Here is a 16,224-nt window from a genome sequence, read left to right as displayed (position 1 = left end):
AAGAACGTCTAATTACTCAGCAGCTGCTGCAACTACTTCCACTAAAGTCCAAGCTTTAGTTTTAGAAATTGGGCGGCTTTCTTTAATGGTCACAACATCACCAGTTTTAGCAGTGTTGTTCTCATCATGAGCGTGTAATTTTGTTGAACGGCGAATTAACTTGCCATACAACGGGTGTTGAACTTGGCGTTCAATAAGCACAACAATAGATTTATCCATTTTGTCGCTTACAACTTTACCAGTCAACGTGCGGACTGTTTGTTCACTCATTGTCCGTTCCCCTGTTTTTCGGTAAGGAGTGTCTTAATACGAGCAATTGCCTTTCGAGTAGTTTGCACTTCGTGCGTTTTACCTAATTGACCAGTTGCTTTAGCCATACGAAGACGGAATTGGTTAAGCTGTTGCTCATCAAGCAAAGCTGTCAACTCTTCTACCGACTTTTCACGTAGATCTTTAGTTTTCATTACATTACCGTCCGAGTCACGATAGTGGTTTTAAACGGAAGTTTAGCAGCCGCTAGCGTGAATGCTTCACGTGCTAATTCTTCGTTTACACCTTCCATTTCGTAAAGGATCTTACCTGGTTTGATTTCGCAAACCCAGTATTCTACACTACCTTTACCTTTACCCATACGCACTTCTAAAGGCTTTTGAGTAATTGGCTTATCTGGAAATACGCGAATGTAGATTTTACCACCACGTTTAACACGACGGCTAATAGTACGACGCGCAGCCTCGATCTGACGAGCAGTCATGCGACCACGCTCTACAGATTTAAGTGCAATAGTACCAAATGATACTGTGCTTCCGCGGTGTGCTAGACCAGTGTTACGGCCTTTTTGCACCTTACGGAATTTAGTACGTTTAGGTTGCAACATGAATTATTCTCCTTTATCAGCAGAACGATCATTGCGACGACCACGACGCTCTTGACCTTCACCACGACCACGACCACGTTTAGCTGGACGTTCTTCTTGTGGTGCTGGGTTCATGACTTGTTTCATGCCACCTAAGATTTCACCGCGGAAAATCCAAACTTTTACGCCAATCGTACCGTAAGTAGTTTCTGCGCGAACTGATGCATAATCAATATCAGCACGAAGTGTATGCAAAGGTACACGACCTTCACGATACCATTCTGTACGTGCGATTTCTGCACCACCTAGACGACCAGAAACTTCAACTTTGATACCTTTAGCACCAGCACGCATTGTGTTTTGTACCGCACGCTTCATAGCACGACGGAACATTACACGCTTTTCTAATTGTGATGCAATTGCATCAGCAACTAAACGCGCGTCTAAGTCTGGACGATCGATTTCATTGATACTTACTTGCGCAGGAACACCCATGATAGTGGTAAGTTCACGCTGTAATTTCTCAATGTCTTCGCCTTTTTTACCGATTACGATACCAGGACGAGCAGTGCTAATTGTTACTTTAGCAGCGCCTGTTGGACGCTCGATAAGAATTTTACTTACCATCGCATTCTTAAGTTTTTTAGTTAAAAACTCACGAACTTGAAGATCTTTTAGTAAATATTCAGAATATTGTTTCGGATTCGCATACCAGTTAGCATTGTGACGTTTCACGACACCTAGGCGGATACCGATTGGATGAACCTTCTGACCCATATCAAACTCCTACCTTAACGGTAATGTGACAAGTACGCTTAGTGATACGATCCGCACGACCTTTTGCACGAGGCATGATGCGCTTAAGGCTCACACCTTCATCAACGAAAATCGTTGTTACTTTTAGGTCATCAACATCTAAACTGTTGTTGTGTTCAGCATTTGCAATTGCAGATTCTAATGCTTTTTTAACAAGCACAGCTGCTTTTTTATTGCTGAAGTTTAGAATGTCGAGTGCACGTGCAATCGATTTACCACGGATTTGATCAGCGACCAAACGTGTTTTTTGTGCCGAAATGGCGGCACCGCGTAATTTAGCAGTTACTTCCATGATTAGCACCTATTAACGTTTAGACTTCTTATCAACACCGTGACCACGATAGGTACGAGTTGGCGCGAATTCACCGAGTTTATGACCAACCATATGCTCAGATACGATTACTGGTACATGGTTACGGCCATTATGAACAGAAATTGTTAAACCAACAAAGTCTGGGAGGATCATCGAACGACGAGACCAAGTTTTAATCGGCTTGCGAGAGTTACTAGCAACAGCCGCTTCAATCTTAGCGAACAAGTGCGCATCGACGAATGGGCCTTTTTTCAATGAACGAGGCATTAGTCAGATTCCTTTACTTGTTACTTAACGCGACGGTCGCGAATAATCATCTTAGTCGTACGCTTGTTGGTACGTGTTTTGTACCCTTTAGCTTTTTGACCCCATGGGCTTACAGGTTGAATACCTTTATTACGCCCTTCACCACCACCATGTGGGTGATCAACTGGGTTCATTGCCATACCACGTACGGTAGGACGAACACCACGCCAGCGAGAAGCACCCGCTTTACCTAATGAGCGAAGGTTGTTTTCTTGGTTAGAAACTTCACCAATTACTGCACGGCATTCAACATGAACTTTACGCATTTCGCCTGAACGAAGACGAATAATTGCATAAGAACCATCACGACCCAATAATTGAACTGAAGTACCAGCAGAACGTGCTAATTGCGCGCCTTTACCAATTTTAAGCTCAAGATTGTGTAGTGTAGAACCGATTGGCATGTTGCGAAGTGGTAAGCAGTTACCTGGACGAATTGGTGCATCGTTACCAGATTGTACTTTATCACCAGCACGTAAGCCTTTAGGCGCGATGATGTAACGACGTTCGCCGTCAGCATACTTTAACAAAGCAATGTGTGCTGTACGGTTAGGATCGTACTCAATACGTTCTACAGTTGCAGGAATACCATCTTTGTTGCGTTTAAAGTCAACAATACGGTAATGCTGCTTATGACCACCACCAACGTGGCGAGTGGTAATGTGACCGTTGTTGTTACGACCACCTGTACGTTTTTTTGCTTCAACCAACGCTGCAAACGGGCGACCTTTGTGAAGGTGGTTATGAACCACTTTTTCTACAAAGCGACGTCCTGGAGACGTTGGCTTACATTTTTGAATAGGCATAATTCTCGTCCTTATTCCGCTGCGTTTTCAGCGGTATCGCCCAAGTCAGCCATTTCAACATCTTGGCCAGCTTTCAGGGTGACGTATGCTTTTTTAACATCAGAACGACGTCCTAATGTCTTACCAAAGCGTTTTGTTTTACCCTTAGTGATCGTTGTGTTTACTTTAACAACTTGAACACCAAAAAGTTGCTCAACTGCTTTTTTAACTTCAAGCTTAGTAGCACTGATGTCTACTTTAAATACTTGAACGCCAGCAGTTTCGCCTAAAACTTGTGCTTTTTCTGAGAATACTGGTCCACGTAGGACTTGATAGATACGTTCGTTGTTCATCCGAGTTCTACCTCAATTTTCTTAGCAGCAGCTACAGACATGACAACTTTATCAAACGCGATCAAGCTTACAGGATCGATAGCAGTTGCATCTACCACATCAACGTGTGGAATATTGCGTGCTGCAAGATATAAGTTCTCTTCTACAGCTTCTGTTACGATCAATGCACGTGGTGCGTTTAATTCGTTAAGTTTTGCAAGCAATTCTTTAGTTTTAGGTGCAGACACTTGAACGTCTTCAACTAATACTAAACGATCTTGGCGAACAAGTTCAGCTAAGATACATTGCATCGCACCGCGGTACATCTTACGGTTAACTTTTTGAGACCAGTCTTGTGGACGAGCAGCAAATGTTTTACCACCGCCAACCCAGATTGGGCTACGAATAGAACCAGCACGAGCACGGCCAGTACCTTTTTGACGGAATGGCTTTTTACCACCGCCAGATACTTCACCACGTGATTTTTGAGCTTTTGAACCTTGACGGCCGCCTGCTAAGTAAGCAGTAACCACTTGGTGTACAAGAGCTTCGTTAAATTCACGTCCGAAAGCAACTTCAGATAATTCAACAGCAGAGCCGGAAACAGTATTTAAATTCACGTTATTTCCCCTCAGGCCTTAATAGTAGGACGAACGATAACGTCGCCACCAGTTGAACCAGGAATAGCACCTTTAACAACAAGAACTGAACGTTCTGCGTCGATAGATACAATTTCAAGACCTTGAACTGTTACGCGATCATCACCTAAGTGACCAGGCATTTTTTTGCCTTTGAATACGCGACCAGGTGTTTGGTTTTGACCTGTAGAACCTAAAGCACGGTGAGATACAGAGTTACCGTGTGTTGCGTCTTGCGTACGGAAATTCCAACGCTTAACACCACCTTGGAAACCTTTACCTTTTGATTGTCCAGTTACGTCAACAATTTGACCTTCTGCAAACAAATCAACACCGATAGTTCCGCCAATTTCACGACCTTCAAGATCAGCTTCCGTTACACGGAATTCTTTTACTAAACGACCAGCAGCAACGCCAGCTTTAGCAAAATGACCTTTTTGTGCGTTTGTAACGCGTGATTCGCGACGTTCGCCAGTTGTCACTTGAATAGCTTGGTAGCCATCTGTTTCAAGTGTTTTAATTTGAGTGATACGGTTTGGATCAACTTCGATCACTGTAACTGGCACAGAAACGCCGGCTTCTGTAAAGATACGGGTCATACCGCACTTACGACCGACTAAACCAATAGCCATGTGTGTAAACCTCTTAAAATGCGGCTTGATTAACTAAGTTAATCAACCGACAAGCCTTATCCCAATGCGATCTGAACATCAACACCAGCTGCTAGATCTAATTTCATCAATGCATCAACAGTTTTGTCTGTTGGTTGAACGATATCGATCAAACGTTTGTAGGTGCGGATTTCGTACTGGTCACGCGCGTCTTTGTTTACGTGCGGTGAAGTCAGAACGTTGAAGCGTTCGATGCGAGTAGGCATCGGGATTGGACCACACACTTGTGCGCCAGTACGCTTTGCTGTTTCTACGATCTCTTGAGCAGATTGATCAATTAAACGATGATCAAAAGACTTAAGACGGATACGGATTCTCTGGTTAGACATACCAGTAAACTCCAAGCCAAAATATGTAAAGAATCACCCATGACGCATCTCACCTATTAAATTGGTAAGTGTCAAGGGCAGTGAAAATCACTAAGGTCGTGATCGATGCCACGACTGTAACGATAAAATTACTCGAATTTATCGTGAGCAATTTCCCCTTAATTAGGGGTCACTTATTATAACCATTGTTTAATCGTTACGCAAAGTTATTTTTGACTTAATTTTATTTTGTTAAATTTGCTTGTACATTTCACAGCGCTAGATGCTTGCTTTATACTTATCTTTAAATTTTATATTTGGCGTGATTTTTATGCATCGCTATGCAAAATCTAAAGATACGAAAGCAAAGCTAGCTCCGAAACAAAAAATTAGTTATGAAAAAAAGGAAAACCCAGCTTTAACTCAATATGCCCATCAAAGTTTAAACTGGCTCAGACAAGCTGAATTTTTAATGAGTGCACCAAAGCTGTCTATTTGTGTTGAAGATACAGGTTATGAAATCGCTTTTGCAGGGCGTTCTAATGCAGGTAAATCAAGTGCAATTAATGCCTTAACCAATCAAAAACAGCTTGCCCGTGCCTCTAAAAAACCGGGTCGTACGCAAATGCTTAACTTCTTTAGCTTAGGTAATCCACATCAGCGTTTAGTGGATTTGCCAGGTTATGGTTATGCGGCTGTACCCGAGGAGATGAAGCGCGTTTGGCAAAAAGAGTTAGAAAATTATTTAATACATCGCCAAAGTTTGCAAGGGCTTGTGTTGTTGATGGATATTCGTCATCCATTACAGCATTTCGATTTGATGATGCTTGAATGGGCTCACTCACGTAAGCTTTTTGTTCACATTTTATTAACCAAATCAGATAAGTTAAACCGTGGTCCTGCCCATAAGGTATTACTTGAAGTTAAGCAGTCATTAAAGAAACTAAAGATGGCGTTTTCTATTCAGCTATTTTCTTCTTTAAATAAGCAAGGCTTAGAAGAATTAGCAAGTGTCATGGCAGGGCGTTTACACTATACACTTGATGAAAATGCTCAAGCAATTGATATCAGTTTAATTCCTGAAGCATCTGATGATGATATAGTTGAAGAAGATTAAAAAAAGGCATGTTTAACATGCCTTTTTTTTATTGAAATACGACTGTTTTTGTACCATCAACAATAACACGATCTTCTAAGTGCCATTTGACCGCGCGCGCTAGAACATTACGCTCAACATCTTCGCCTAACTCACGTAGCTCTTCTACACTATTTTTATGGCTAACACGTTCTACATCTTGTTCAATAATTGGCCCTTGATCTAAATCGGCTGTTACATAATGGGCTGTTGCACCAATCAGCTTAACGCCTTTTTCGTGCGCTTGCTTATATGGATTTGCACCCACAAATGCAGGTAAAAATGAGTGGTGAATATTGATCACTTGCATTGGCCATTTTGATACAAAGTCTTCACTTAGAATTTGCATATAACGTGCTAGAACAAGTACATCATTGCCTTGCATAATTTCATTAATTTGCGCTTCTGCTTCTGGCTTGTTGTCTTTATTTACAGGCACAACGGTAAATGGGATACCAAAATTCTCAACAGACTCACGCAATGTGTCGTGATTTGAAACGACATGCGTAATTTCACATGGTAATGAGCCACGTGCATGACGCCATAATAATTCTAATAAAGCATGGTCTACTTTAGAAACTAAGATACCCACTTTTTTGATATCGCTTACTGAAGAAATATGCCATTGCATGTTATAGCGATGTGCGACATTGGTATCGAATGTTTGTAATAATGCTTCTTTACGCGCTTGTAAATGTTCTAACTCAAACTCAACACGCATGAAATAACGCCCGCCCTGCGCTTCTGTTGCATATTGGTCAAGTGCTGTAATATTTGCCCCTTGATGATACAGAAAACTTGATACAGCTTGTACGATACCAGGCTTGTCTTCGCACGTAATTAATAAACGTGCTGTATTGGCGGTCGTCATATTCATCTTGCTCTAATTGTTTATAAAAAAATCTAGCTCAACATTTTACTCATTTTTTATTTTTTGCACAGTCCTATTTGGGTTATACAGGGCTAAACAAATCTACTTCCTCCATAGATTCAAGTAGTGCTTGGCAAGCCGTTTTACTTTCTCCAAGTAAATAAGGCGACTCTAAAAAAATAAGCTGTCTAAGTGCTAAAAGCTTCCATTTCTCATTCAATTGGCTTTGTTCGGTGATATGTCCAGACATAAATAAAAAATTTGTCCAATTCGTCAGTACAATCCAACTATTAATAATTAATGCCTGAATTTCTGAAGGATTCATTTTCATAAGTTCTGCATCTACAAAAGCTTGATATAAGCATTGCACCTGTTGCATCACCTTTTGTGAAAAAAAACTCGATTGTTGTTGGAAGCTTTGATGATTTTCAACTAAATGGTACACATCTCGATGTAAAAAACGATAGTTCCAAAGTTGCTCACTCAATATTTTAAAATAATGTATTTTATCATTTGGTGTAACGTTGCGATTTTGAGGAAGTTGCAGCAGACTTAACGTTTGCTGCTGATATTGCTCAATCAATGCTTTTATAATGTCTTGCTTATTACTGTAGTGATAGTATAAATTGCCCGGACTCATACTCAGTGCTGCTGCAATATGATTAGTTGTAACCGAACGCTCTCCTTTTTCATTAAATAGCTGTAAACTGATATTGAGGATCCGTTGTTTCGTTTTTGAGGTCTTAGCAAGTCCCATTCAATTTCATTTCCAGCAAAATAAAAGGCTATTATAGATATATTAGAATAATTACTCTATATTTAAATCCATCAATTCCATTTGGTTTTAAATTTTTTTAAAATTTAGTTAGAATTAAATGATCAAGGCATGAGCTGTTACACAGTCTAGTGTTGTGTTTTATCTAAATTCGCTTGTCTTTTAATCGCATTTTTGCTATAAAACGCCCCTTGAATAAATTCAATCTGTTTGTTTTATGACTGGCCACAGATTTGCTGTTGGCTAAATCAATGGAGTTCCACCATGTCTAAGGTTTGCCAAGTTACCGGCAAGCGTCCAGTCGTTGGTAACAACGTCTCACACGCAAACAACAAAACTAAACGCCGGTTCGAGCCGAACCTGCACCACCACCGTTTTTGGTTAGAAAGCGAAAAGCGTTTTGTACGTCTTCGTTTAACCACTAAAGGTATGCGTATCATCGACAAATTGGGCATTGAAAAGGTTGTAGCTGATCTTCGTGCTCAAGGCCAAAAGATCTAAGGAGTCCTTGCCATGCGTGATAAAATTCGCCTAGTTTCTTCTGCAGGTACAGGTTATTTCTATACTACTACGAAGAACAAACGTACTATGCCGGAAAAAATGGAAATCAAAAAATTTGATCCAAAAATCCGTCAACACGTAATTTTCAAAGAAGCTAAAATCAAATAATTTTAGTTCTTTAAAGAAGCGACTCCTTTTGGGGTCGTTTTTTTTGTGCTATTGATAAGTTCTTACCTTATAAGGAATTTGCTGTGCCACATGATATTGACCTATTGGTATTACTTGCCGTAGGTTTTGGACTTGCCTTGTTTTTTGGCTATATAGCTGCGCGTTTGCGTCTTCCACCCCTTGTTGGCTATTTAGTTGCAGGTGTTGTCATTAGTCCAAATACACCGGGTGTTGTAGGTGATATTACGCTTGCCAACCAACTTGCAGAACTCGGAGTTATGTTTTTAATGTTTGGTGTGGGCATGCACTTTTCATTAAAAGACCTATTAGAGGTAAAACGCATTGCACTGCCTGGCGCTATTTTGCAAATTATTGTGGCAACCTTACTTGGGGTCGCAATGTGCTTTTGGTGGGGATGGTCTTTTGGTAGCGGTTTAGTCTTTGGTCTTAGTTTATCTTGTGCGAGTACAGTAGTACTCCTTAAAGCATTAGGCGACCGTGGGTTACTTAATTCTGTAAATGGTAAAATTGCGGTTGGTTGGCTTCTTGTTGAAGATTTAGTCATGGTTTTAGTCCTTGTACTATTACCTGCAACAGCAGTGCTATTAGGTGGTAAAGCACCTGCATCGGATCAATCTTTATTAATTACTATTTTACTTACATTACTTAAAGTATCTGCCTTTATTGCCTTTATGCTGATTGTAGGCAAACGCGTTGTCCCTTTAATTATGCAGTTTGTTGCACGATTAGGCTCTCGTGAATTATTTACACTTACTGTGGTTGCAGCAGCTGTTTCTATTGCCTATGGTGCGTATGCCGTTTTTGGTGTTTCTATGGCATTAGGCGCATTTTTTGCAGGAATGGTGGTTAAAGAATCTGATTTTAGTCATCGCGCAGAAGAAGAAACTTTACCCTTACGTGAAGTATTTTCTATTTTATTTTTTGTTTCTGTAGGAATGCTATTTGACCCCAAAATTTTGATTGAACAACCTTGGCATATTTTAGGGGTTGTTGGCATTATTATGTTGGGTAAAACTTTAGCAGCGATGGGCTTGGTATTATTTTTTAGATACCCCATTAATACCGCGCTGACAGTAGGTGCAAGCCTTGCCCAAATTGGAGAATTTTCTTTTATTTTGGCAGCATTAGGTATGTCTTTAGGGCTACTTAGCAATGAAGCACAAAATCTAATTTTAGCCGGTGCTTTGTTTTCTATTACCCTCAATTCTTTTATTTTCTCTGCAATTGAACCTACACAAAAATGGATTAAATCACGCTCACATCTCGCTCGTTTATTAGAACGTAGTGGCGATCCCCTTGCCATGTTACCTGATGAAGTTGACCAGTCTTATTTGCGTGATCAGGTGGTTATTGTAGGGCATGGTGAAGTAGGTAGACGCATTACTCAAACCTTGATGCAACAAAATATTAAAGTGGTCATTGCTGAAGAAAACCGTGAAATTGTTGAAGGTTTACGGGAAAAAGGAATTGCTGCTGTCAGTGGTGTCGCAACCGAACCCAGCGTTTTAATTCAGGCGCATATTATGCATGCTCGCCTACTCGTCATTTCACCCATGGATTTAATCAATATTCATCGTATTGTTGATATTGCTAAACAGCTTAATCCACAAATTCAAGTTTTAGTTTGTGCGGAAAACAAAGAAGAAGCTGATGCGATTCGTGCTGATGAAATTGGTGATGTCTTTTATGCCAAAGAAGAAATGGCAAATAATATGAGTACATACATCTTAAAACAAATTCATATTGCACACCAACATTAAAAAAACGCACATGATGTGCGTTCTTTAACTAAAATGTTTGGGCTGTTGGTCAAAAATTTCGGCTTGTAGCTCATTCATTTCTTTTTCTAGCAAACCTGCTAAAGCAGCTTGAATCATATTTTGAGCCACCACAGGCGTATTTTCACCTAGAAGTTTTTTAACCTCATCATTAAATTGAATGGTCACTAATGGCGCATTTTCAGAGCCAGCGTTGCGTAATGCAAGTTCACCATTTTCAAGTTGTACAAGTTCTAAAACGGCTTCTTGACTACCAAAAAGTTCTTTAAGTTGCTGTATAGACATATAACCTCCGTGCGCCTTTTTGTATTTAGGGCTGTTTTAGGTAAATTTCAAGTCAAAACTCAACCATTTCATTACGAAATCCATCAAACAGTGCCATTATTTCTTGGTGCCACTCTCTTAAAATAGCAGTATCGGGTAACCATGCCTGTGGTGTTTGTGTGACTTTGATAATCAGTTGCGATGATGCCTCGCCCTCATATTCAGGTACGTGAGGAACAGGTGCATAAAGACAATGATGATATGCTGTACTTAGTTCTGCTAAAAAACCTGATTTAAATAATGATTCTAAAACTAGAATTTCTGGAGACACCTGCCCTTTTTGTGCCATTTTTTGACTTACAGAAATAAGCGTGGGTTGTGAATCTGAAAGTTGATAGTAACGTACTAATTCTTGTAAAAAAGCAAAAATAGATTGATATAAATGACTCACTGCTGCTTCTTGATACGCCTGTTTTTCTTGATGCTGTGTTTTCTCAGCTTGCGAAATAGCTAACCTTGCAAAATAAAGTTTTTGATTTGTACGATCTGCATGATAGCGTGCAACCCGAGACATAAAATATTCCTTACTCTTTTTCTTAATATTTAACAGTTTTTTTAAAATTAAAATAGGGTAAGGGCAATAAAATAAGCGAAATAATGGCACAACCTAGGGCTGTTAACCAAACATTTTCCCAGCGTGCTATATGTGGCACGATTGCTGTTGTAATAAAAAAGCTCCCAAAAACAAAGGTATTTGCAATGCCTAAACCGCGCCCAACATATTGCTTCTGAGCCAGCACTGCCATCTGTGTATAGGCTAAACCATTCCAACAAGATGCAATGATGGCTGTAACAATAAATGTGATTATAATTGCCATTTGTATTTTAAAGTAAGTCAATATGCTTAAAATTAAAAACAAAATAACTAGAACAAAAGGAATCTGAGATAGTAATACGGCACGATTTTGTTTTCGATCTGTCCAATATCCTACAGAAACTCGTGCTGCACCTGCACCTAACTGAATAATCATCATCACAATACTAGTTTGAAGCAACGAAAGTGCACAAACTTGGTGTAAAAAAACCACAGCAAATACGACCATCGCAATTTGTGGGAAACACATCACACTTGAAAATAAAACAGTACGCCAAAAGGCAATTGTTTTTAAACCATTTTCAGAGATTATATGTTGTTCTTCAATATGCTGAGGTTCTTTAAGCCAAACAAAGACAAGGATTAAAGCTAAGATATTTAAACCACATAAAGTGCCATATACTGCAGTAAAACCAAAATGTGATGCGATAAAAGGTAAAATGACTGCACCCAATGCCCCACCAATCGGCAATGCAGTTTGGCGAATACTCATCGCTAAACCATGCTCTTGATGAGTAAACCAAACCATAATGGCACGCCCACTTGCGCCATTAATACTTCCACCTAAAAACCCAACTAAAAAAAGTAAATAAATAAGGTGTTGAGAAGATATTGCCATACACGCAAATAAAATAATGAGTCCCACTAACCCTATTTGTAAAACACGGCGATCTCCTAGCCAATCGGTCAAAATTCCCCACAGTATTTCACTTACTGCGATACCTAATGCAATCATGCCCAATGCAAGACCTAATTGTTGCGGTGTAAGCAAATAATGATGTTGCAATAGTACGGCAATTGCAGGAATTCCCGTTGCCGCAACTGAAAATATTGCATTGGCAAAAAAACCTGCCGCTAATACAAACCAACGCTGATGACTTTGCATATCCATATTTCTAAGTTAAAAATTCAGCGTAAATGAATTAAACTGTTCTGAAAATCACATAATATTAAACATATCATCCCAAATTTAAGGACAATATTTTGAACAAAACAAACTTAGATATGGATGCCTTAAGAACATTTGTGATTGGGCAAGAATTAGGGACTTATCGACAGGCAGCAGAAAAACTTAACCGCTCTACTTCTGCAATTAGTTCGCAAATTAAAAAACTAGAACAGCAAGTGGGCGCACCTTTATTTTATAAAGAAGGACGTTTACTCAAACTGACTGCTGTAGGTGGCATATTGTTTGAAGATGCAAAACACTTACTTACTTTAAATGACCACTTTTTTTCTAAGCTGGATCAACAACAGACAACAGAACATCTAAAGATTGGCTTAACTGAAGATTTTAGCCACTCTTTTTTACCTGTTATTTTAAAAAAATTGGCTGATTTATACCCACAAGTGCATGTAGAAGCGCACATCATGCGAAATGATGATTTGTTGACGCGTTTACAGCAAAAACAGTTAGATTTTGTGATTGGTTGGGCTCAAGAAGATTACATTGCCACTCAAGTCATTGCAGATTTACCCATTTGTTGGGTAAGTGCCTCTTCTTATTTTGTAACCACACCTGTGAAGTTGGTGTCCTACCATAACAGTTGTTTATTTCATAATTTAGCAACGCATGCGCTTAATGAAGCAAAGACAACTTGGTATTTAAGTTTTACAAGCTCAAACCTAGTGGGTTTATGGGCGGGGCTATCTTCTCATTTAGGTATTACCGCACGTACACCCTTATTTTTACCTTCTTATTTAAAAATTTTGCCACCCTGTCAACAGTTGCCCGTCCTCCCCAATATACAGCTCTGTTTATATCAACAAAAAGCATCAGTAATTGCAGATTTATTTGCCAAAACCATTATTGGAGAAGTACAGCAACATTTACAGATTTAGTCAGCAGCTTTTACACGAATTCCTAAACCTTTTACTCTAAGCGTATTTAAACCTTTGATTGCTTTCACAGCATCACGACCGTTTGGCATTTCAACAAAACCAAAACCTTTTGATTTTTTGGTTTCTTGATCCATCACAAGCGTACAACTTTGCACTTCGCCATAAGGCTTAAATAACGCTTCTAATTCAGCTTCTGTAATTGAGCGTTCTAAGCCACGGACTAAAATTTTCATTCATTCACCTTACGTTTTATCTAATACATAGTTTAATCGAAATTGATCCCAAATGATCTAGGGCGTTGATGGATTTCTGTATTCACCAATAATGCAGGTAAATCACCTAGAAAATATTGGCTCACTTTTCGTCCTTGATCGTCAATTTGGTCGTATGTCCATGTATTAAAGTCGGGCTTTGTTAATATTAATTCATTTTTAGCACGTGTCAGTGCAACGTACAAAATACGGCGTTCTTCTTCTACAGCATCAAAATCACCTTGCGCACGAGCATGTGGATATTGCCCTACGGTAAGATGTGGCACATAACAAACATTTTGTTCTGTTCCTTTTGCCGAATGAATCGTAATCAGCGTAACCACATCATTGTCTTGTGCTTGTTCTACTTCCGAAATAGAAATGGGCTCTAAAACATATTCTTCTAAAAATTCTGCCAAGCGACCATGTTTTTTTGCCAGTTTCTGTACCAAAGCAAAATCTTTTTCACGGCGTTTCCAATCTTGGTTTTTATAGTTTTGTTCCAACTGTTCTGCCAAAGCCTCTACTGCAAGTGCAATACATGCCTCTACTTCTTGTTGCAATACAGATAACTGCTTAAGAATGAGTAATGCTTTAGCGCTTACTTTGCCATGTTGTTCTAAACATGCAACTTGGGCATCAATATCATTTATTTGCGTTAAGCGCGTGGTGAGCTTACTTGCACCTACATCCCCAATACCGTTCCATAACGTTAGAAATCGCATCCATGCCAACTCATCTTGCGGATTAGCAGACACACGCAAAAAACTCAGCACATCTTTTACATGAGCAGACTCAAGTAATTTTGTACCCCCAATAAAACGATAAGGAATATTACTTTTAATAAAAGCACTTTCTATATGACGTGCAGCAAAACTTGAACGTACTAATATCATGTGCTCTTGCCAATCAGCATGCTGATGGCGTCTTTTTAAATCTTCAGCAATCCAATTTGCTTCTTCAAATTCATTTGCAAAAAGGTGCAAATCAGGTAATTCGCCATCACCACGTACGGTACGCAGATGTTTGTTATATTTAATCGGACTTTTTTCGAGTAGCCAATTTGAAACATCTAAAATGTTTTGAGTAGAACGATAATTTTGTTCTAATGTCAGCACTTGAGCATCGGGAACATGTGTTTTAAAGTGATGAATATTCTCAAAATCTGCACCTCTAAACCCATAAATTGACTGTGCATCATCACCTACACAAAATAATTGACTATGTCCTACTAAAGGTTGTAACAACGACCATTGCAGAGGGTTAGTGTCTTGCATTTCATCTACTAAAAACACATGACACAACTTACTCACCCAATTTACAAAAGCTGTAGAGGTTTGTAGTTGTTGCGCCACAATCGCTAAAATATCATCATAGTCTAAATAGCGATTTTCTTGTTTGCGTTGCTCATACGCTTGCATAATTTGCGCAATATCATCTTTAAGCTCAATGACATCGGGTAATACTTTTTCTATAGCAATAGACAGTGTGTTTTGGGTATTACGTGCAAATGAGTAGATATCGCAAAGTTGTGCTGCTTTTGGCAGTGCATCATTGCCTTTGCCACGTAACAATCGGAACATCATGATTTGATCATCACGGTCAATCACACTAAATTGACCTAGACCAAATGCTTTTGAGTTACGGCGCAATAAATGCAAACAAAATGTATGAAAAGTCGATGCACGTATGCCTTTGGCTTGTGTGTATTGTTCAATACGCGTCACAATTTCACTCGCTGCACGGCGTGTAAACGTTAAAATCTGAATTTTATCAGCAGGGACACCTTGAGAAATTAAATACGCAGCACGCGCTACAATGGTTTTCGTTTTGCCACAACCTGCCCCTGCAAGCACTAAACAGTTTTGTGCTTGAGTCGTTGCTGCTTCATACTGCTGTGTATTTAACTCTGCTTCAAAACTCATTTAGTCCAACCGACCTCTTTTGCTGTTTCTTGCCCAATAATGGTGTGTGCCAAATTATCAGGCATTTTATTGGTTGTTTTAGATAGTGGAATATAGCCTGCCATAATCTCAGCTTTGTGTTGCGGATACAAAGGTTGTTGCTGTGGATTTACATACCCAATTGGGAAAATGGGTTGACCTGTCGATAAGTCATATTTATCTGTTGCACCAAACGCATGTAAGAGTTCGTGAGTTAAAACAATATTATTTTGATTTTCTTGCTTTGTAGATGCAAATAAATTCACTGCACCAATACGCCCTTTTTCAAGTGCAGTGGAGTGCTTTAACATATTGGTGGTTTGTGGGTCATAATAATTTAAATACAGCGTTACACTTGGATGCCCATCACTCGATTGATGCTGTTTCCATGCATAATAACGGAACTTCAAACTCCATAATATCGCATCAAGCATATTACCTTCAGGCACTTTAGGTGGAGTTTGACGGATTTCACGCCCCATTTGGAAATAAAATGCGGTACTTTTCCCCCTTATTTTTTCTGCATTTTTCTGTAAATATTCACTTGCTTCTTGAAACTGCGATAAATTAAGACGATTAATATATTGCTGTGTGGATGTACGTCCATCTGCATTAATTGGATGCAACAACACAATGGTTGCTTGATTCCAATTTTTATTTTGATCTCGCCATGTGTCTACTGCCACATACAATAAAACTGACAAAAGCAATAAAATACGAAGCGCTTTCCACATTATTTTATCCTTGTTATTTTAAAACGCTGATTTTAGGGAGCA

Annotated in this window: 23 protein-coding genes and 1 pseudogene; 5 read left to right on the top strand and 19 right to left on the bottom strand. The window is 39.3% G+C overall.

Annotated features, from left to right (window positions below; all coding sequences use genetic code 11):
• Window positions 1–12 precede the first annotated feature (12 nt).
• From rpsQ to rpsJ, 11 genes and pseudogenes are all read right to left on the bottom strand, one after another.
• On the bottom strand, window positions 13–270 hold the full coding sequence (rpsQ, locus tag PCI70_RS06470; RefSeq protein WP_269914515.1) for a 30S ribosomal protein S17: 258 nt from the start codon (window positions 268–270) through the stop codon (window positions 13–15).
• A complete protein-coding gene (gene rpmC, locus PCI70_RS06465) occupies window positions 267–464 on the bottom strand; it encodes a 50S ribosomal protein L29 (protein WP_269914514.1) in 198 nt (65 codons plus the stop codon). Before rpmC ends, rpsQ begins: the two co-directional genes overlap by 4 nt.
• Entirely contained in the window at window positions 464–877 is a 414-nt protein-coding gene (rplP, locus tag PCI70_RS06460) for a 50S ribosomal protein L16 (protein ID WP_269914513.1), read from the bottom strand. The genes rpmC and rplP overlap by 1 nt, the downstream gene beginning before the upstream one ends.
• A pseudogene (rpsC, locus tag PCI70_RS06455) lies at window positions 817–1,633 on the bottom strand (30S ribosomal protein S3). The gene rplP and the pseudogene rpsC overlap by 61 nt, the downstream one beginning before the upstream one ends.
• A 1-nt stretch (window position 1,634) precedes the next feature.
• Window positions 1,635–1,964, bottom strand: a complete 330-nt coding sequence (gene rplV / locus PCI70_RS06450; protein ID WP_269914512.1) for a 50S ribosomal protein L22 — start codon at window positions 1,962–1,964, stop codon at window positions 1,635–1,637.
• Between the two features lie 12 nt (window positions 1,965–1,976).
• Entirely contained in the window at window positions 1,977–2,252 is a 276-nt protein-coding gene (gene rpsS, locus PCI70_RS06445) for a 30S ribosomal protein S19 (protein ID WP_086189610.1), read from the bottom strand.
• A gap of 20 nt (window positions 2,253–2,272) precedes the next feature.
• Window positions 2,273–3,097 (bottom strand): 50S ribosomal protein L2, encoded by an 825-nt coding sequence (gene rplB / locus PCI70_RS06440; protein WP_269914511.1) that lies wholly within the window; start codon window positions 3,095–3,097, stop codon window positions 2,273–2,275.
• A gap of 11 nt (window positions 3,098–3,108) precedes the next feature.
• Entirely contained in the window at window positions 3,109–3,429 is a 321-nt protein-coding gene (gene rplW / locus PCI70_RS06435) for a 50S ribosomal protein L23 (protein ID WP_269914510.1), read from the bottom strand.
• Entirely contained in the window at window positions 3,426–4,028 is a 603-nt protein-coding gene (rplD, locus tag PCI70_RS06430; protein ID WP_269914509.1) for a 50S ribosomal protein L4, read from the bottom strand. The genes rplW and rplD overlap by 4 nt, the downstream gene beginning before the upstream one ends.
• A gap of 11 nt (window positions 4,029–4,039) precedes the next feature.
• Window positions 4,040–4,678: a 50S ribosomal protein L3 gene (gene rplC, locus PCI70_RS06425; RefSeq protein ID WP_269914508.1), complete on the bottom strand. Its 639-nt coding sequence runs from the start codon at window positions 4,676–4,678 to the stop codon at window positions 4,040–4,042.
• 56 nt (window positions 4,679–4,734) lie between these two features.
• Window positions 4,735–5,046, bottom strand: coding sequence for a 30S ribosomal protein S10 (gene rpsJ, locus PCI70_RS06420; protein WP_000070912.1), 312 nt, complete (start codon window positions 5,044–5,046; stop codon window positions 4,735–4,737).
• A gap of 310 nt (window positions 5,047–5,356) precedes the next feature.
• Here rpsJ and yihA point away from each other — a divergent pair, with 310 nt between their 5' ends.
• Complete coding sequence (gene yihA / locus PCI70_RS06415; protein WP_269914507.1) at window positions 5,357–6,142, top strand: ribosome biogenesis GTP-binding protein YihA/YsxC; 786 nt, start codon at window positions 5,357–5,359, stop codon at window positions 6,140–6,142.
• A gap of 28 nt (window positions 6,143–6,170) precedes the next feature.
• Here the strand turns inward: yihA and purU are convergent, their stop codons facing one another.
• The gene (gene purU, locus PCI70_RS06410; RefSeq protein WP_269914506.1) at window positions 6,171–7,037 is read right to left on the bottom strand and encodes a formyltetrahydrofolate deformylase; all 867 of its coding nucleotides are present in this window, start codon (window positions 7,035–7,037) and stop codon (window positions 6,171–6,173) included.
• A 76-nt stretch (window positions 7,038–7,113) separates the two neighbouring features.
• Window positions 7,114–7,788, bottom strand: coding sequence for a TetR/AcrR family transcriptional regulator (locus PCI70_RS06405; RefSeq protein WP_269914505.1), 675 nt, complete (start codon window positions 7,786–7,788; stop codon window positions 7,114–7,116).
• Window positions 7,789–8,070: 282 nt separating this feature from the next.
• On the opposite strand from PCI70_RS06405, the gene rpmB reads away from it, so the two are divergent.
• From rpmB to PCI70_RS06390, 3 genes are all read left to right on the top strand, one after another.
• A complete protein-coding gene (rpmB, locus tag PCI70_RS06400) occupies window positions 8,071–8,307 on the top strand; it encodes a 50S ribosomal protein L28 (protein WP_000048256.1) in 237 nt (78 codons plus the stop codon).
• 12 nt (window positions 8,308–8,319) lie between these two features.
• Window positions 8,320–8,475 (top strand): 50S ribosomal protein L33, encoded by a 156-nt coding sequence (gene rpmG / locus PCI70_RS06395; protein WP_001205031.1) that lies wholly within the window; start codon window positions 8,320–8,322, stop codon window positions 8,473–8,475.
• An 83-nt stretch (window positions 8,476–8,558) separates the two neighbouring features.
• Window positions 8,559–10,256, top strand: a complete 1,698-nt coding sequence (locus PCI70_RS06390; protein WP_269914504.1) for a cation:proton antiporter — start codon at window positions 8,559–8,561, stop codon at window positions 10,254–10,256.
• 24 nt (window positions 10,257–10,280) lie between these two features.
• Here the strand turns inward: PCI70_RS06390 and PCI70_RS06385 are convergent, their stop codons facing one another.
• The 3 genes from PCI70_RS06385 to PCI70_RS06375 are packed head-to-tail and all read right to left on the bottom strand — an operon-like array spanning window position 10,281 to window position 12,298.
• Window positions 10,281–10,559, bottom strand: coding sequence for a hypothetical protein (locus PCI70_RS06385; RefSeq protein WP_269914503.1), 279 nt, complete (start codon window positions 10,557–10,559; stop codon window positions 10,281–10,283).
• Between the two features lie 52 nt (window positions 10,560–10,611).
• A complete protein-coding gene (locus PCI70_RS06380) occupies window positions 10,612–11,112 on the bottom strand; it encodes a DUF6586 family protein (protein ID WP_269914502.1) in 501 nt (166 codons plus the stop codon).
• Window positions 11,113–11,134: 22 nt separating this feature from the next.
• A complete protein-coding gene (locus PCI70_RS06375; protein WP_269914501.1) occupies window positions 11,135–12,298 on the bottom strand; it encodes an MFS transporter in 1,164 nt (387 codons plus the stop codon).
• Between the two features lie 98 nt (window positions 12,299–12,396).
• Between PCI70_RS06375 and PCI70_RS06370 the strand changes: the two genes are divergently transcribed.
• The gene (locus tag PCI70_RS06370) at window positions 12,397–13,254 is read left to right on the top strand and encodes a LysR family transcriptional regulator (protein WP_269914500.1); all 858 of its coding nucleotides are present in this window, start codon (window positions 12,397–12,399) and stop codon (window positions 13,252–13,254) included.
• Here the strand turns inward: PCI70_RS06370 and PCI70_RS06365 are convergent.
• Genes PCI70_RS06365 through PCI70_RS06355 form a run of 3 tightly spaced genes read right to left on the bottom strand, consistent with a single transcriptional unit; the run spans window position 13,251 to window position 16,182 of the window.
• Window positions 13,251–13,487 (bottom strand): RNA recognition motif domain-containing protein, encoded by a 237-nt coding sequence (locus PCI70_RS06365; protein WP_269914499.1) that lies wholly within the window; start codon window positions 13,485–13,487, stop codon window positions 13,251–13,253. The genes PCI70_RS06370 and PCI70_RS06365 overlap by 4 nt on opposite strands.
• Window positions 13,488–13,519: 32 nt before the next feature.
• Window positions 13,520–15,430: an ATP-dependent helicase gene (locus PCI70_RS06360; protein ID WP_269914498.1), complete on the bottom strand. Its 1,911-nt coding sequence runs from the start codon at window positions 15,428–15,430 to the stop codon at window positions 13,520–13,522.
• Window positions 15,427–16,182 (bottom strand): hypothetical protein, encoded by a 756-nt coding sequence (locus PCI70_RS06355; RefSeq protein WP_269914497.1) that lies wholly within the window; start codon window positions 16,180–16,182, stop codon window positions 15,427–15,429. The genes PCI70_RS06360 and PCI70_RS06355 overlap by 4 nt, the downstream gene beginning before the upstream one ends.
• Window positions 16,183–16,224 lie beyond the last annotated feature (42 nt).

Origin of the sequence: Acinetobacter sp. HY1485 (assembly GCF_027568475.1) — a bacterium.
Classification (GTDB): domain Bacteria; phylum Pseudomonadota; class Gammaproteobacteria; order Pseudomonadales; family Moraxellaceae; genus Acinetobacter.
This window is presented reverse-complemented; position numbering and strand designations above follow the sequence as displayed.